We start from the raw sequence: 17,833 nt of genomic DNA on the forward strand, positions 1-17,833 counted from the left end.
TATATTGGCGATAGATAAAGATATATTCGTTAAATTTATTTAACCAAATCTTATACTATGCCACTATCTTATGTCTACGGAACTTCTGAAATTCCGTTATTAGGACAAACTATCGGGAGAAATCTTAAAAGTACAGTAGAAAAATATCCTCATCAGGAAGCTTTGATTTGTGTTCATCAGAATTACAGAGCCACCTACCAGGAATTTTATAACCAGACCACTGCTGTGGCAAAAGCTTTATTGTTTTTAGGAGCAAAATCAGGAGACAGAGTCGGAATATGGTCTGCCAACCGGTATGAATGGGTTCTGTTACAATACGCTACAGCAAGGATAGGAACTATTCTGGTTAATATTAATCCGGCCTACAGAACACATGAGCTCACCTATGTCCTTAACCAATCTGAAATCCGTTTTCTTTTTTCCTCTTTAAATTTTAAAACCAGTAACTATAAGGAAATGGTAGAATATGCGAAAGAGGTTTGTCCTGCTCTTGAACATGAAATTTTCTTTGATGAAAACTGGGATGATTTTGTAAACAAAGGACAGGATATTTCAGATGAAGTTCTTCACAGCTTTGAAGAGCATGTTCAGTTTGATGATCCGGTCAACATCCAGTATACTTCCGGAACTACCGGTTTTCCGAAAGGGGTCACCCTTTCTCACCATAACATCTTGAATAATGGTTATTTTATTGGTATAAGATTAAAATATACAGAAAAAGACCGTGTCTGTATTCCGGTACCTTTCTATCACTGTTTTGGAATGGTCATAGGAAATATATGCTGTACAGCTCATGGCGCATGCATGGTTATTCCAAACGACAGCTTTGATCCTGATATTACATTAAAAACAGTATCAGATGAAAGGTGTACTTCCCTGTATGGAGTACCCACGATGTTTATTGCAGAATTGGCTGTTAAAGATTTTGACACCTATGATTTTTCAAGTCTCAGAACCGGTGTTATGGCAGGTTCAGTCTGTCCGCCGGAAATTATGAAAAAAGTAGAAACCTTAATGAATATCAAAGAAATGAGTATCTGTTACGGAATGACAGAAACTTCTCCTGTCTCTACCCAGACGTTAATCGGGACTTCTCTTGAAAAGCAGGTAAGTACCGTAGGCATAGTTCAGGACCATCTGGAAATAAAGATCATTGATGAGAGCGGAAAGATCCTTCAACGTGGAGAGCACGGTGAACTATGCACAAGAGGCTATTCCGTCATGCTGAAATACTGGAATGATCCTGAAAATACAAAAAAGGTGCTGGATGATGCCCGCTGGATGCATACCGGTGATATGGCAGTAATGGATAACGAAGGGTATATTACTATCTCCGGGAGAATTAAAGATCTGATTATCCGGGGAGGCGAAAATATATCTCCAAAAGAAATTGAAGATTTTCTATATACATATCCCCATATTCTGGATGTTCAGATCATTGGAGTTCCAAGTGAGAAGTTCGGAGAGGAGGTCATGGCATGGGTAAAAGTAAGAAAAGGGTTTACCATTACAGAAGAAGAGCTCGTGGAATATTGTAAAGGAAAAATCGCTCATTATAAAGTTCCGAAGTACTGGAAATTCGTGGATGAGTTTCCGATGACTATTTCCGGTAAAATACGAAAAGTGGAGATGCGGGAAATCTCAATGAGGGAACTGGGACTTGAGCATATAAAACAGGCATAAATACTACAGATTTAAGTTCTAATAAAAAAAGCATTTCAATCCGAAATGCTTTTCTGTTTTAAAGTTCTTTTCTTAGTCTTGCTACAGGAATATTGAGTTGTTCACGATATTTTGCAATCGTTCTTCTTGCAATATTATATCCCTGCTCTTTTAAGATCACCACCAAAGCATCATCAGTAAGTGGCTTTCTCTTATTTTCTTTGTTAATCACCTCTTGCAGATGGGTTTTAATTTCTTTTGTAGAGACCTCCTCACCGTCATCATTAGTAAGACTATCTGAGAATAAATCCTTAAGATATACGATGCCGTTAGGTGTATCTGCATATTTACTCTTCACCACCCTTGAGATTGTAGAAATATCAAATCCTGTGATATCCGCTACGTCTTTCAGGATCATTGGCTTCAATGATTTCTCATCTCCTGTAATAAAGTAATCCTTCTGAAACTTAACAATAGCGGTAATCGTCTGTAATAAGGTATTCTGACGCTGGTTTATAGCATCAATATACCATTTTGCAGCATCTAGTTTTTGCTTGATAAATAGTGCAGCTTGTTTATGCTCAGCCGAGTTTTTATCATGTGAATATGTGGATAAGATGTCTTTATATTCCTCAGATACTCTTAAAGTTGGAGCATTTTTACTGTTCAGCATAGGAATTACCTGCCCGTCTTTTACCTGAATAACAAAATCGGGAATAATTTCCTGGTTAATCGTAATCGTTTGTGTATCAAAGTTTCCACCGACCTTAGGGGATAATTTTGAAATTTCGTCCAAAGCATCTTTCAGATCATCCTCTTCAATATCATATTTCTGAATAATCTTATTATAATGTTTATTGGTCAATGCATCAAACTGATTTCTTAAAATATTGGCAGCCAAAGAAACAGCCTTATCTGAGCTTACTTTTTTTTCTATCTGAAGCAGCAGACATTCCTGTAATCCTCTTGCTCCTACACCAGGTGGATCAAGTTTCTGAACATAGTTTTCAAGGATATCTTCAACTTTTTCTCTGGTTGTATAAATTCCCTGTGAAAAAGCAAGATCATCAACAATAGATTTGATCTCTCTTCTCAAATATCCGTCCGTATCTAAATTTCCGATAAGATATTCTGCGATTTTTAAATCTTCGTTACTAATACTTACCAGATGAATCTGTTCCATCAGGTAATCATATAGTGACTGTCCTTCTGTTAAAAGGCTTTCATTATCAAATTCTTCATCATCAGGAGAATAGTTGCTGGACGCTGTTTTATAGCTTGGTTCATCATCATAAAGATATTCATTGACGTCAAAATCTGTTTCAATGCTTTCTGTGCCTTCATCCTGATAAGCATCTTCCAAAGACGAATAGTCATCTTCTTTAGAATCTTCCTTTGCAATTTCCAGTGCAGGATTTTCTTCCAGCTCTCGTTCCAACTCCTCTTCAAATTCAAGAGTGTGAAGCTGAATCAGCTTCATCAACTGGATCTGCTGAGGGGCCAGCTTTTGTCCTAATTTGAGTTGTAAGTGTTGTTTAAGCATACTATTATTTGCGTTTTAACATAACATATTCTACGAATTTAATAAATTTATTTGACAAAAATCACATTTAGCATGATTTTTGCATTATACATTTTAACATAATAAACTATTAAAGAATAAAAAAAGCCTTAACTTCTGATTAAGGCTTTTTTTATTATGCTAGAACTCAGCGCTTTTCGGTGTTCTTGGGAAAGGAATCACATCTCTGATGTTCGTCATTCCTGTTACGAAAAGAACAAGTCTTTCCAATCCTAAACCAAACCCTGCATGCGGTACAGAACCGAATTTTCTGGTATCAAGATACCACCAAAGTTCATGCTCATCTACATGCATATCCGCCATTTTCTGTTTTAAAACATCTAATCTTGCCTCTCTCTCTGATCCACCAATGATTTCACCGATACCCGGGAAAAGAACATCCATTGCGGCAACAGTTTTGTTATCATCATTCAGTTTCATATAGAATGCTTTAATCTCTTTAGGATAATCAAATAATACTACCGGGCTTTCAAAATGTTTTTCAACAAGATATCTTTCATGCTCAGACTGAAGATCTGTTCCCCATTTTTCAACCGGGTAAACAAATTTTCCTTTTTTATTTTCTTTAGAGTTCAGTAAGATTTCAATTGCTTCCGTATAGCTTACACGCTTGAAACGTTTTGCCACTACATTCTGTAACTTTTCAATAAGACCTTCTTTAGCTCTTTCTTTTTCAGGCTTGGCTTTCTGCTCCTCAGCAAAACGTTTGTCCAGGAAGTCAAGATCATCTTTACAGTTATCCAGTACATACTGAATGACATACTTCAGGAAATCTTCTGCCAGGTCTATGTTATCTTCAAGGTTATTGAAAGCTACTTCCGGTTCAATCATCCAGAATTCCGCGAGGTGTCTTGTTGTGTTTGAGTTTTCTGCACGGAAAGTAGGTCCAAATGTATAAATTCTTCCTAATCCCATAGCCGCTGTTTCCCCTTCAAGCTGCCCTGAAACAGTAAGGTTTGTTTTTCTGCCGAAGAAATCCTGTGCAAAATCTATCTCTCCTTCTTCAGTTCTCGGCATATTGTTCAGATCAAAGTTTGTAACTCCAAACATTTCTCCTGCGCCTTCTGCATCAGCACCTGTAATAACCGGTGTGTTGATATAGAAAAACTGGTTCTGGTTGAAAAACGAGTGGACTGCAAAGCTTACTGCGTGGCGTACTCTGAACACTGCTCCGAAAAGGTTCGTTCTGAATCTTAGGTGTGCCTGCTCACGGAGCTTCTCCAGACTGTGTTTTTTAGGCTGAAGAATAGTACTCTGAAGTTCTTCCGTAAAATTATCTCCCAGTATAATGATCTTCTTTGCAATAATTTCTACCGACTGCCCTGCTCCCTGACTTTCCACCACTTCACCTACTACTTTAAGAGAAGAAGCCGTACTTATACTTTTGATAAGTTCTTCGTCAAAATTTTCGAAATCAACAACTATCTGCAAATTATTAATCGTAGAACCATCATTAAGCGCAATAAAGCGATTAGCACGGAATGATCTTACCCATCCGTAAACTGTAATGTCATGATGTAATACTTTCTTGTAATCCTTCAGGATTTCTTTGATCGTTTGCTTTTTCATTTGTTGATGATAAATTTTTTTATATAAAAATTAATGTCTGCAAAGTTACAAAAAAACAGCGCAACTTGATGATTGCGCTGTCTTTAAAAATCATTTAACAAACATTTAAACTTTCAGTTCAGAAAATTTACCTTTTTCTACTGCTCAATCTTTTTCATTGTAAGGATACATTTCCACTCAATATTATTTTGAACGTCAAGATAAATCCGCATATGACCGGAGTGAACTACTCTACATTATCACTTTTTAGGAAGAATAAATTTTAATTTACCCTAAGTTTTCATGGAATTAGTTTAATTTATTGAAAGGTTATTAGTTTTTAAGCAATAATTTCATGATCAACGGCAGGTTAGCAAATCCATCTGTCACACTTTTAAACACTTTGGATGAATGCTGCGAATTTTGTTTTAGTTACTTTAAATGATCATCACTCTTTTACATTATGAATTCTGACAATTACTTCATTCTTTACATATTGTTAATAATTTTGTTATACAATTCCTGACCTGATCATTAATCAGGAACTGATATTTTGTAATGTGCACATACAAAATAAAACGTTTGTGTTTTTACCTGAAGCAAAGATGCAGGAAGTAAAATAATACCACAAGTGAATGCTTTATAGATTCATAAATTTATATACCTAAAAACATGAATTTATAAATGACAATAAAATGAAAATCAACATATTAATCTAATCCGAAGACATATTTTCAATTTCTTTCAGATAGATAGAAAGCGGTGTGCCGGTTCGTTTTTTGAACGCTAAAGTGAAGGCCTGCTCATTATTATATCCTAATTCTTCGGCGATAAAAGGAATCTTATAAGACCTGAATTTTTTATCATTGGCCAATCTGTTGATGGCATAATCAATACGGAGATCATTAAGATAGGTGGCAAAGTTTTTTCCTTTGTAGGTATTGATAATTTCGGACAGATACTTTGAGTTTGTTTTTATTTTTTTGGCAAGACTTCCCAGCGTAATTCCCTTATTCAAAAACTGATCTTTGTTTTCAAATATTTCAAGCTCTTTTAAAATAGCCAGGGCAATATCTTCAGAAATAGTTTTGGATATTCTGTCCTCAGAATTTTCTGTATTTCCTGATTTAGAAACTTCAGGAAGAAGTTCTTTGGCTTCCCGTTCTGTGTTTTTTCCTACCTTGTTTTCATTAACAGACTGGATAAGATCCTGGGCAATCTTTTTATATTTTTTTTCAGATTTTTTATATTTAAAATAAACGTTGATAAATAACAGGTGTGATATCAATAGAAGACTCAGTACGATATAAAATAAACTTTTTCTTTTTGTAAGTTCATTGGTAATGTTCTCTTTCTCCTGCAGAAGTTCCGGAGTATCATACCTCCTCGGGAGCTCTCTGGAAATATACCTGAACTGGGTATCCAGAACCTGATCAACCTTTAAAAACCGATCTACATAGTACAGTTGCTTTTCTTTATTATTGTTTTCTTTATAATAATCAATAAGGTAAGTATATACATCCCTAAGCTCCGGATAGATGTAATTTGTTGTAAGAACCATAGAATCAATCTTCCGGAAATACTCTACTGCTTTCTCTTTTTCGTTGAGCCCGGCATAGGACTTTCCTAAATATAAAAAAGTGTAATTATGATTCCTTTTAGAACCATTATTGTTTGTAAAGAAATATTTTTCACATTCCAATAAGCCGTCAATTGCTTTCTGATAATTCTTTGAATGCAAATGATAATATCCTAACAACCCAAGGTTCTGATGATAGCGGTAGACATCCTTATTTTTTTTAGAATCCATTAAGCCTTCCTTTATGAGGGCATAGGCAGAATCCATCTTATTAATTTCTATGTATGCGTCAGCCAGGTTCAACTTGAGAGAGTTCTTCTCATCCTGATTCATATAATCGGTATCATACGCATAATGTCTTAAAACTTTGGCTGTCTCAGCATGTTTCCCGATATAATTATTAAGATGGGCAATACTGATATGAGCCATAGCAATCTGTCTCTTATTTCCTTTTTCCTTGGCATATTTCAATCCTAAGATATAATTGTTCAATGCAGACTGAAGATTATCATTTCTAAAATATACATTCCCTTTTAAGAGATAGATTCTGGCAGGATAGATATTTTCTTTGGAATTTAGGGTGATGTGCTGTAAGCTGTCAAGGTATTGTAATGCATTGGGTAGGTTTTCACAGAAATGAAGCATAACGTATCCTTCAGCAATCTGAGTGGTGTTCTTTTCAGATTTTGCCTTTTTAAGATAATTTTCTGCAATACTTTTACTGTTCACATTTCCGGCAGGACTGCTATAGAATTCTTTTTCCAATTCTTTATAAGTCCGTTTTTCCGAAGTATTTTTTTCAATATTATTGGTTTGTGCATGAAAAAACAGATTTCCAATAATAAAAAACAGCATTAAACATTTTATTTTCATCATTCATCCGAGCTATATTACAAAAATATTGTTTTTTCTTCAGTACAAATACCATTGCTTTTTCTTTTTCTACGTATTCATCAATATTTTCATTAAAATTAATTATGTTTAATACAAAAACAGGTTATAAGCTAAAATTATATGCTCTTCAAATATTTCCCCTCTATTTTTCCTTCCATATAATATACTCCTGCTCTGTTTCAAGTTTATGTCTGGATGATCTGAATTATTGGAAGGGTTAGAAATTAAAACGTTGAAAAAAAACTAATTTCCAGATATATGTAAATAATTTGGTATTTTTAAACAACAGTATTTTATTCAAAAATGAAGAACAATGTTCTTTTTTTGTTCCTTTCAGTATGTTCGGATATATGATGACCTATAATAAAATTACCTGTGAAGGTTCTCTTAGCTACTTTGAACACCAGATTAAAAACTCAAAATCTCTGAATGAATCAGGAAACCGTGAAGGGAAAATATTTTTTAATAAATGTATAAACAGATTGACCGGCTAAAACAAAATGTATCATGAATACTCTTCGTAAAGGCGAATATTTCGGGGAAACCAATCAAATGGTCAATTTAGATGGATTGACAATCACTGATACGGAATACACCTATCCTTATGTAGACTGGCATTATCATGAAAATGCTTACTTTACTTTTCTGCTTCAGGGTAATATGACGGAAGGAAACAGAAAAGAAACCTATGGCTGCTCTGCAGGAACATTGCTGTATCATCATTGGGAAGATCCTCATTATAATATTAAACCGGATGTTTTTACACGAGGCTTCCACATCGAAATTACTCAAGACTGGTTTGACCGGTTTGATATTCAGAAAAATAAAACAGAAGGCAGTTTTAATATAAAAAAACCCACCTTAAAATTCTTGATTTATCAGCTGTTCAAAGAAACTAAATTGAATAATTCCTCTTTTGAACTCACCGCCAATCAGCTGCTATTACATCTTTTTAGCCAATTGGCCCACGATAAGGGAAACAAGGAAAGAAGGCCTGTCTGGGTAGGTCAGATCAATGAAATACTGCATGAAAATGCTACTGAGAATCTTACACTTACCGGAATTGCTGAAACTTTGAACATTCATCCTGTTCATTTAAGCAGGGATTTCCATAAATATTTCCATTGCAATCTGGGGGAATACCTCCGGAAATTAAAGGTCAATAAATCAATTAAACTTCTTAATACCCCTTGTTCTTTGACAGATATTGCTTTGGAATGTGGTTTTGCGGATCAGAGTCATTTTATCAGATGCTTCAAAGAAAACATTGGAATCACCCCTCTGAAATACAGAAATCTTCTGAAAAAACATTAAAATCTTCTGAGTAAAAACATCATTCACGATTTGGATACATTATTCCCCGATTCGGCTACATTTCCTTCTTCACAACTTTTCACCTTTGTACCATTATTAAAAACAAAAAATATTAAAAATGGAAACAAAAAGAGTATGGTTCGTAACAGGAGCATCCAAAGGTCTAGGATTTGAGCTGGTAAAAAAATTATTATCCGAAGGATTCCGGGTTGCTGCAACAAGCCGCACCGTTGATTCCCTGATCTCTACGATCGGAGAAGCCTCAGAAAATTTTCTTCCACTGGGCGTCAATATCACAGATAACAATGACATCAAATCTGCTATTGCCAAAACAGTAGAATATTTCGGACAAATCGATGTAGTGGTGAACAATGCAGGCTATGGACAAATTGGTACTCTGGAGGAACTTACCGACGAAGAAGCCAGAGAAAATTACGCAGTGAATGTGTTCGGAACATTAAACGTAATCAGAAATGCAATGCCTTATCTTCGTAAGCAACGATCAGGAAATATCTTCAATATTTCATCAGTCGGCGGATATTCAGGAAATTTTCCGGGTTGGGGAATTTACTGTTCTACAAAATTTGCCGTTGCAGGATTTACGGAAGCGCTGGCTGAAGAAGTAAAAGATTTCGGGGTTCATGCCACCGTTGTTTATCCCGGATATTTCCGTACAGATTTTTTAAATAAAGATTCTGTAAAAACCCCTGTCAATCCTATCCAGGCATATGAAGCTGCAAGAAATTCAGAACAGGCTCACCTTAATGAAATCAATGGAAACCAGCCAAATGATCCGGTAAAAGCAGCTGATGTTCTGATCCAGATCAGCAAAGAAAAAAATCCTCCGGTACATTTATTATTGGGCGTAGGAACGGTGGAGTTTCTGAATAACAAGATTGATATTTTAAAGAAAGATGCCCAGAAATGGGAAAGTTTAACTGTTTCAACGGCGATCTAATTTTATCATAATACTCTTCGGCTCTGCCTATTCAGAACAGAGCCGAAGGTTTTCTGAAATACTGTATTAACCTTTTTACAAAAACAACTAAATTAGCTATTATGAAACAACCCGTTCGTTTTAATTCTATTTCAGAGTTTCATGCTTTCTGTGGTCTTGCGAATCCTGAACATCCGCTGATCAGCCTGATAGATTACAGTAAGGTCCGTTATGTTGTGGATAATGAAGAGCTGAGGTGGATCCAGAATTTTTATTCTATCGGCCTGAAAAAAAACGTCAGTCCGAAATTTAATTACGGCCAGCAACAATATGATTTTGACTCAGGTGTGTTGTGCTTTGTTTCACCACAACAATATTTAAGCCTTGAGATCAATCCGGATGTTGAAGTTGAACCAACTGGTTATTTATTATTAATTCATCCTGATTTTCTGTGGAATACTTCATTGACAAAGAAAATAAAGTCCTGTGATTTTTTCAGCTACCAGGTGAAAGAAGCACTTTTTCTTTCTGATAAAGAAGAAAAAGTCATTGTGGATATCCTTAAGAATATTGAACGGGAATATCTGGCCAATACGGATAAATTCACGCAGGAACTGATCATTGCACAAATCGAATTATTGTTGATTTATTCTGAACGCTTTTATGAACGGCAGTTTTTTACCAGAAAAAAATCAAGCCACGAATTGCTGTATAAGTTCGAAGATATTCTTTCCCAATATTTTAAAGACGAAAATCTTCTTGAAAACGGAGTTCCGTCAGTGAAATGTATTGCCGATCAGATGAATATTTCACCCAATTATTTAGGGACTCTGCTCCGTCTTCATACTCAGCAAAACACACAGCAACATATTCAGAATAAATTAATTGATCTCGCTAAAGAACGTTTAAGTACAACAAGTCTGTCTGTAAGTGAAATTGCTTATGAGCTGGGATTTGAGCACCCACAGTCTTTCAGTAAACTTTTTAAACAAAAAACCAATCAGTCACCGGGAGAATTCAGGAAGCTTTTCAATTAAAGATTACGTTCTGATATGGATTACAAATACCCATGTTAATTTCATTCTATTTTACCCTAAAGAAGTTTATTATTTTTGTTTACATACTTCTTTGAGATGAAACCATTTCTATTATTGATCTTTATTTTTATATTTTGCCTTTATCAGGGGCAAAGCAGCAATATCGTCAATCCTGAAAAAATTGAAAATCCCATCCAGAAAAAATATTCCGGGAAAATTGTTTTTCTCAATAAAAATATTCCCCTGGAAAACCTGAAAGATTCGGATATTATCACTTCTTCCGTATTCCAGGAAAACGGTAATTTAGGTATTCATGCATTTTTTGAAAATTCGCTTCTTAACTATCTTCACCAGCTTGCCCCTTCCAGAACAGCTGATGAACTACTTAAAAACGGAAATTACCAGTTTTCATTCTATGTTGACGAAAAACTGATCTATACAGAAAATCTCAATACAGGGGCAGGCACTTCAGTTAGCAAAAAATTCAGAACAACTTTGAGAATCCCTCTTCTCAGCAGTAAGAACGAAGACTCATGGGGAAGATTTTTATGGATGCGTTTTTATATGGCTCATGATGGAATTGATGCCCTGACTGCCGGAAATCACATCTTAAAAATTGAAATCCGTCCTTATCTGAAAGTTCCCAACATCAAAACAGGACCTGTCATTGCAGAAGGACAGATCCACCTCAGTGTTCCTTCCCAAAATATCCCTGAAAAACAGATTGCTTTTCAGCCTATCCTGTCTAACAGCGGCTGGAAGGTTTCCAAGGAAAAAATCAATACTGAAATCATCAGATCCCTGAACAGGAAAATTGCAGAAAACAGGTTTAAAGATCTTACCGGAATTGTTGTGATAAAAGACGGAAAGTTACTTCTGGAAGAATATTTTAATGGTTTCGGAAGAGATTCTTTACAGGATACAAGATCAGTAGGAAAATCATTTTCATCAGCTTTAACAGGGATTGCGATAAAAGAAGGGTATTTAAAGAGCGAAAACCAATATTTAAAAGAGTTTTATGATTTAAAACAATTTAAAAATTACTCTTCTCAAAAAGGTGATGTCACCATAAAAAGTCTAATGACAATGAGTTCCGGATTTGAAGGAAATGATGATGATCCGGAATCTCCCGGCAATGAAGAAAATATGTATTCTACAGATAACTGGGTAAAGTTCGCATTGGATCTGCCAATGAGTGAGAATGGAACAGGAAAAAAATGGAGCTATTTCACAGCCGGAATCGTGATAACCGGAGATATTCTGGATAAAACCGTTCCTGAAGGTCTGGAAAACTATGCAGACAAAAAACTATTTCATCCTCTTGGAATTACAGACTATAAATGGCAGTTTACTCCACAGCAAAAGCCTTCTCTGGCAGGAGGATTGCGTATGAAAGCACTTGATTTTGCAAAATTCGGACAGCTGTATAAGAATAATGGGGTCTGGAATGGAAAAACTATTCTGGATAAAGATTGGGTTAAGAAGTCACTCACCAATTATTTTTCAGATCAAAATGATTTTGAAGGATACGGATATTTATTCTGGCGAAAGGTTTACACTGTGGGAGACAAATCTTTTGAAGCATTCCAATCCAGCGGAAACGGAGGCAACAAAATCATTATGTTTACCCAAATCCCTGTTGTTATTGTCATTACAGCACGGGCATATAATAAACCTTATGCTCATCAGCAATCCGATAAAATAGTACAGGAATATCTTTTACCTTCCTTAAAAATAAGTAATGAATAGTGATAAAAATGAGAAAGAAAAAAATGATTGCTTACGTAAATTATTCGTCTTTTTTAGATGGAACAAGGAATACGTCCATCAGACCTTCCGGCAGCTGCATTTTTATAAATCGTTCTTCCCTGTTTACCTCCAGAATCCAGTCTTTGATCAGAGGAATAACAATTTCTCTTCCTTCAAAACCTAAGATAAAATAATTCTGTGCTGTCTGATCGTTTACCGAACGTATTACGCCACAGTCATTATCATTTTCATCCAGTATATTATATCCTATTATTTCATGATAATAGAATTGTTTTCCTGAAAGTTTAGGAAGTGTAGAAAGCGGCAGGTAAACACTTTTACCCAGAACCTGATCTACCATCGCTTCGGAAGAATTTTTGAAAGCGATATTCAGAGCATCTGATTTGCTCCATGATGATTTTTCAATAAAAAATGGAACCAATAATCCGTTGATTTCAACGAATATTGATTCCAGTTTATTGTAAAGCTCGGGTTGGTCAGTATCCAGTTTAAGGATGACATTTCCCGCAAGTCCGTGTCTGCGTGTAATTTTACCTAAAAAATAGCAATCTTCTTTACGCATAACGGGATTTGTTCTTAAGCTTCAGTGTTTTCTTCAGTTTCAGCAGCAGGAGCTTCTCCTTCTGTAGCTTCAGCAACTTCTTCAGCAGGTGCGTTTGCAGCTTCTTCAGCAGCTTTAGCATCAGCTTCAGCCTGTGCAGCAGCAGCAACTCTAGCTTCGTTTACTTTTACTTCAGCTTCTAAAGCAGCTTTCTTAGCATCAGCTTTAGCAGTAGCTAAACCTTCTACTTTACCTTGAACTTTAGCATCTTTAGCTTCTACCCAAGCATTGAATCTTTTTTCAGCCTCAGCTTCATCAAAAGCACCTTTAGCTACACCACCTTGTAAGTGTTTTTTGTAAAGAGCCCCTTTGTAAGAAAGAATTGCTCTGGCAGTATCAGTAGGCTGAGCACCGTTGTTTAACCACTTCACAGCAGAATCAACATTCAATTCGATAGTAGCCGGGTTAGTAATAGGGTTGTAAGTTCCTAGTTTTTCGATGAATCTACCATCTCTTCTTGCTCTAGAATCTGCAACCACGATGTGGAAAAAAGGTTTTCCTTTTTTACCGTGTCTTTGTAATCTGATTTTTACTGACATAATGTTTGAATTTTATGGGAACTCGTCCCAGTTAAATATTTAAGAGTGCAAAGATAATAAATTTTCTGATCTTTTGGATAAAAATATAATTATTTTTGAACCGCTATTAAAAAAGGAATATCTTATGTGCCTCTATCAGATTGTTTTCCCTTTGTTTATCGGTAATAATTGATCCATAATTCATTAAAAAAACATCAAATTGAAAAGTATCAATAGTAATGGGAATTCTTGAAAGAATTTCTGTCAAAGATTCAAATCCATATGGGAAACAACACAGGAGCAAAATGACTCTTAACGAATAACAAAATCAATAATAAAGTTACTTAAAGCTAATTATTACTTCAGATAAAGATGACTAATCAATTGCCCCCATATAGAAAAGCCCAAGACACTTCTGGTTTTCTCCTATCGTCAGAGACTCTTTCAGATGATCAACAATTTTAGGAGAGCTCCAGTAGCATCCGATATTGTTAGCGGTACAGGTAAGATACATATTTTGTACTGCCATTGAGGTTGCAGCTATTTCTTCCCACTCAGGAACCATCGCACTAAAATTGACAACAATTGAAACAACAACATCAGCTTTATTGATCTTAAAACCAATATCATTATATTTTTTTTCTAAAAATAGCTGTTCCGGTTGTGTGGATTTATAAATGGCCTGCATTTCAGAGGCCAGCTTCATTTTTTCTTCTCCTTTAAATATTTTGAAACGCCAGGGTCTGGTACGTTTATGATTAGGAGCAAATGTTGCAGAGTTTAAAATTTCATCAAGAATCTCCCGGGAAATCTCCCTGTCTGAATAATCTTTAGGGAAAATGCTTCTCCTTTTCTCTATAATTTCTTTTAATGTTTCGGCTTTATTCATACCTGCAAATTTACAATATGCAACCCAATCTTTGGCTTTACAGCATTAAGTATTTAGTCCGATTTTCATATGCCTTATAGTGACTGTAAAAACCCCTTACAGGACCTCCAGAATTTTCTGATGGATTTTATTCAGTGTGAATTCATCTCCTGATTTCATTCCCATCATTTTTCTTGCCATAGGACTTTCGGAGGAAATAGCATAAAACCTGTCTCCTTCAAAAAAGAATTCGCCCAGAGAAACTGAAATATAAAACCTTGCTTTATTGGTAATAACCAAAGATCCCAGCTGAATCCTTTCAGTTGTGGTATTCAATACTTTCGCCATGTTTCTTTTCATATCATTCAAGGCACCAAGCTGTCTTTGCATCTGATAAATCTCTTCCTGCATCTCTTCTCTCATACTGTCATATTTTGGAGTTTTCTTAATGTCACGGCTTGCCTCCTGAGTAAATTCGATAAAATTTTTAAGTTTCTCAATCTTCTCTGCAATAGTCATTTTTACAAAGTCCCTGATATCACTTTTTTCAAATACAGTCTTCTCCATAAATCGAATCTTTATATAAAGATAATATTTTTAGAATAATATTTCAATGACTCCACATAAAATACTCTTTCAAATATTTCATTGTTTTTATAAATTATTTCTAGATTTATTAAATAGGAAGGAAACTATAATTTAATCACGATCAGTAAAAAGAATTGCAAAAAAGCCTTGTCAAATTTACAAGGCCTTTTATTTTATTTTTCAGAAAGTTTTTTCAGATCACCCAACCCTTGTCCAAACATTTTGTCCATATTATTATCCATCATAGGTTTCATAATCTTCATCATAGTATTCAATTCATTATCAATCATCCATGTTACTTTAGTTCCGTTTCCTTCAGGAGTTAATATAAATGTTCCTTTTGCATTTCCCTCAAAAGGCTGTATAAAATGAAGCCTGGTAACCATTTTTTCATTGGGAACGATTTCAGTAATAGCCTGTTCACCTTCTCCTACATTCTTGTCCCCTTTCCAATGGTAAGAATCACCAACTTTATTCCCTTCCCCTGAGTATGTAATCACAATATTTTTATCTGTTTTGGAAAAAGGATCAAAAGTGTTATATCCTTTCAGTGAACCTACATATTGCCAGACCTTTTCTTTTGGTGCATTGATGACAATAGATTTTTCATAATGATAGTCTTTGCTGAAAGCCAGCATAGCAATTACTGCATATACAATAATCAGCAGGATAATGATCCCGATAATTTTTAAGAGTGTTTTCATAGTATATATTTTAAAGTTATTTATCAACTATAATGATTAAATCTGTCCTCAAAATTAAATATTCCAACATGTCTCCTGCTTTTCATATGACAAGATTATTTAAAGGTAAGTATTTTTGTCATAACTTTCCGGTAAGGCATTATTTTTGAGCATTTCAGCTGTGATTCCCGGTGAATCATTAAATTTACCCTATAATAAAAATCGAAAAATGAATATTTTAACAGAAAAATTTAACACTCCATATCATTCAGCTCCATTCAATGACATTAAAAATGAAAATTATCTTCCGGCATTTAAAGAGCTGATCCAACAATCCGAAGCAGAAATCAATGCTATTGTCAACAACCCTGAAGCGCCCACATTTGAAAATGTTATCGAAGCATTAGCCTATTTAGGGGAACAACTGGATGTGGTTTCTAATATTTTTTTCAATTTAAATTCGGCGGAAACCAGTGATGAAATCCAACAGATTGCCCAGGAAGTTTCACCGATCTTAACAGAATATTCTTCAAAAATATCTCAGAATGAAGCCCTTTTCAACAAAATCAAAAAGGTATATGAAGAAAAGGAAAAATATAATCTCAATGAAGAGCAGGAAATGCTTTTAAATGAGACCTACAAAGGCTTTGTAAGAAGCGGGGCTTTATTGAATGAGGAAGACAAAGAAAAATTAAAGAAAATCAGTATGGATCTTTCTTTAAAATCTTTACAGTTTGGGCAGAATGTACTGGCTTCTACCAATGCTTATTTTAAACATATTACCCAAAAAGAAGATCTTGCCGGAATTCCGGAGGCTATCATCGATCAATATGCTGAAGAAGCTAAAGAAAGAAACCTGGAAGGCTGGGTAGTGACTTTACAGTACCCAAGCTATATTCCGTTCATGACGTATGCGGAGAACCGTGAACTGAGAAAGGAACTGGCGCTTGCGAATGGTAAAAAATCTTTCGACGGCGGAGAGTTTGATAACCAGAATCTGATCAAAGAACTGCTTAATTTAAAACAGCAGAAAGCTGAACTTCTAGGATATAATAACTATGCTGATTTCGTCCTGGAAGAAAGAATGGCTAAATCCCCTGTAAAAGTTTTTGATTTTTTAAATGAGCTCTTAACCAAAGCAAAACCATATGCTGATAAAGAAATTGAAGAATTAAAATCTTTAGCTAAAGCCGACGGAATTGAAGATATGCAAAGCTACGACCACGCATTTTATGCTGAAAAGCTTCGTAAGCAGAAATTTGATCTTAATGATGAGGAATTAAAACCTTATTTCCCGTTAAACCAGGTACAGGATGCTGTATTCGGGTTGGCAGGAAAACTTTTCGGGCTCACTTTCGAAGAAAGAAGTGACATTCCGAAATACCATGAAGAGGTAAAAGTATATGAGGTAAAAGAGAATGGAACTTATAAATCTCTTTTATATGTTGATTATTTCCCGAGAAAAGGGAAAAGAGCCGGAGCATGGATGACCAGCTATAAAAATCAGTATAAGAAAAACGGAGAAAATTCACGTCCGCATATTTCAATCGTATGTAACTTCAGCAAGCCTACAAAAGATACCCCAAGCTTACTGACATTTCAGGAAGTAACGACTCTATTCCATGAATTCGGTCATGCACTTCATGGAATGATGGCGGATACACAATATCCTACCTTATCGGGAACGTCGGTAAAATGGGATTTTGTAGAACTTCCCTCTCAGTTCCTGGAAAATTTCTGCTATGAGCCTGAATTCTTAAAAACTTTTGCAAGACATTATAAAACCGGAGAAGTACTTCCTGATGAGAAAATTGAAAAAATTGAGCAGTCCAAAAATTTTATGGAAGGCTATCAGACCCTAAGACAGCTAGGCTTCGGGCTTCTGGATATGAACTATCATACAAAAACCGGAGAATTGGAAAATGAAAGTGTAAAAGAGTTTGAAGATAAATATACAAAAGTTACAAGCCTTTATCCTTCCAATTCTGAAACCGCCATGAGCCCAAGCTTTTCGCATATTTTTCAGGGAGGATATTCTGCAGGTTACTATTCTTACAAATGGGCTGAGGTTCTGGATGCCGATGCTTTCCAGTATTTCAAAGAAAACGGAATCTTCAATCCTGAGATTGCTGCTAAATATAAAGTATTGCTTTCATCAGGAGGGACCAAAGATCCAATGGAATTATACAAAGCGTTCAGAGGTAGTGAACCAAAAGTAGAGAGTTTACTGAAAAGAGCATTCGGATAGAATA

Annotated in this window: 14 protein-coding genes; 6 read left to right on the forward strand and 8 right to left on the reverse strand. The window is 35.3% G+C overall.

Features of this window, described 5'->3' with window-relative positions:
- Nucleotides 1-57 precede the first annotated feature (57 nt).
- The gene (locus DRF59_RS15590; RefSeq protein WP_115962176.1) at nt 58-1,683 is read left to right on the forward strand and encodes an AMP-binding protein; all 1,626 of its coding nucleotides are present in this window, start codon (nt 58-60) and stop codon (nt 1,681-1,683) included.
- 58 nt (nt 1,684-1,741) lie between these two features.
- Here DRF59_RS15590 and rpoN read toward each other — a convergent pair whose 3' ends face one another.
- The 3 genes from rpoN to DRF59_RS15605 form a co-directional block, all read right to left on the reverse strand.
- On the reverse strand, nt 1,742-3,205 hold the full coding sequence (gene rpoN, locus DRF59_RS15595; RefSeq protein WP_115962179.1) for an RNA polymerase factor sigma-54: 1,464 nt from the start codon (nt 3,203-3,205) through the stop codon (nt 1,742-1,744).
- Between the two features lie 159 nt (nt 3,206-3,364).
- Nucleotides 3,365-4,813, reverse strand: coding sequence for an asparagine--tRNA ligase (gene asnS / locus DRF59_RS15600; protein ID WP_115962182.1), 1,449 nt, complete (start codon nt 4,811-4,813; stop codon nt 3,365-3,367).
- A 694-nt stretch (nt 4,814-5,507) separates the two neighbouring features.
- Nucleotides 5,508-7,226: an AraC family transcriptional regulator gene (locus DRF59_RS15605; RefSeq protein ID WP_157967462.1), complete on the reverse strand. Its 1,719-nt coding sequence runs from the start codon at nt 7,224-7,226 to the stop codon at nt 5,508-5,510.
- Nucleotides 7,227-7,772: 546 nt separating this feature from the next.
- Between DRF59_RS15605 and DRF59_RS15615 the strand changes: the two genes are divergently transcribed.
- The 4 genes from DRF59_RS15615 to DRF59_RS15630 all read left to right on the forward strand — a co-directional run bounded on the left by DRF59_RS15615 (nt 7,773) and on the right by DRF59_RS15630 (nt 12,302).
- Nucleotides 7,773-8,579 (forward strand): helix-turn-helix transcriptional regulator, encoded by an 807-nt coding sequence (locus tag DRF59_RS15615; RefSeq protein ID WP_115962188.1) that lies wholly within the window; start codon nt 7,773-7,775, stop codon nt 8,577-8,579.
- Nucleotides 8,580-8,697: 118 nt separating this feature from the next.
- Nucleotides 8,698-9,537: an SDR family NAD(P)-dependent oxidoreductase gene (locus DRF59_RS15620; RefSeq protein ID WP_115962191.1), complete on the forward strand. Its 840-nt coding sequence runs from the start codon at nt 8,698-8,700 to the stop codon at nt 9,535-9,537.
- A gap of 101 nt (nt 9,538-9,638) precedes the next feature.
- The gene (locus DRF59_RS15625) at nt 9,639-10,553 is read left to right on the forward strand and encodes a helix-turn-helix domain-containing protein (RefSeq protein WP_115962194.1); all 915 of its coding nucleotides are present in this window, start codon (nt 9,639-9,641) and stop codon (nt 10,551-10,553) included.
- 96 nt (nt 10,554-10,649) lie between these two features.
- Nucleotides 10,650-12,302: a serine hydrolase domain-containing protein gene (locus tag DRF59_RS15630; RefSeq protein ID WP_115962198.1), complete on the forward strand. Its 1,653-nt coding sequence runs from the start codon at nt 10,650-10,652 to the stop codon at nt 12,300-12,302.
- Nucleotides 12,303-12,342: 40 nt separating this feature from the next.
- Here DRF59_RS15630 and rimM read toward each other — a convergent pair whose 3' ends face one another.
- The 5 genes from rimM to DRF59_RS15655 all read right to left on the reverse strand — a co-directional run bounded on the left by rimM (nt 12,343) and on the right by DRF59_RS15655 (nt 15,602).
- The gene (rimM, locus tag DRF59_RS15635; RefSeq protein WP_115962201.1) at nt 12,343-12,885 is read right to left on the reverse strand and encodes a ribosome maturation factor RimM; all 543 of its coding nucleotides are present in this window, start codon (nt 12,883-12,885) and stop codon (nt 12,343-12,345) included.
- Between the two features lie 14 nt (nt 12,886-12,899).
- The gene (locus DRF59_RS15640) at nt 12,900-13,463 is read right to left on the reverse strand and encodes a 30S ribosomal protein S16 (protein WP_115962204.1); all 564 of its coding nucleotides are present in this window, start codon (nt 13,461-13,463) and stop codon (nt 12,900-12,902) included.
- A gap of 355 nt (nt 13,464-13,818) precedes the next feature.
- Complete coding sequence (locus tag DRF59_RS15645) at nt 13,819-14,331, reverse strand: nitroreductase family protein (protein WP_115962207.1); 513 nt, start codon at nt 14,329-14,331, stop codon at nt 13,819-13,821.
- Between the two features lie 96 nt (nt 14,332-14,427).
- Entirely contained in the window at nt 14,428-14,877 is a 450-nt protein-coding gene (locus tag DRF59_RS15650; protein WP_115962210.1) for a hypothetical protein, read from the reverse strand.
- 194 nt (nt 14,878-15,071) lie between these two features.
- Nucleotides 15,072-15,602, reverse strand: a complete 531-nt coding sequence (locus tag DRF59_RS15655; RefSeq protein ID WP_115962213.1) for an SRPBCC family protein — start codon at nt 15,600-15,602, stop codon at nt 15,072-15,074.
- 208 nt (nt 15,603-15,810) lie between these two features.
- Between DRF59_RS15655 and DRF59_RS15660 the strand changes: the two genes are divergently transcribed.
- Nucleotides 15,811-17,829, forward strand: coding sequence for a M3 family metallopeptidase (locus DRF59_RS15660; protein WP_115962216.1), 2,019 nt, complete (start codon nt 15,811-15,813; stop codon nt 17,827-17,829).
- Nucleotides 17,830-17,833 lie beyond the last annotated feature (4 nt).

This window comes from Chryseobacterium flavum, from assembly GCF_003385595.1.
GTDB lineage: Bacteria > Bacteroidota > Bacteroidia > Flavobacteriales > Weeksellaceae > Chryseobacterium > Chryseobacterium flavum.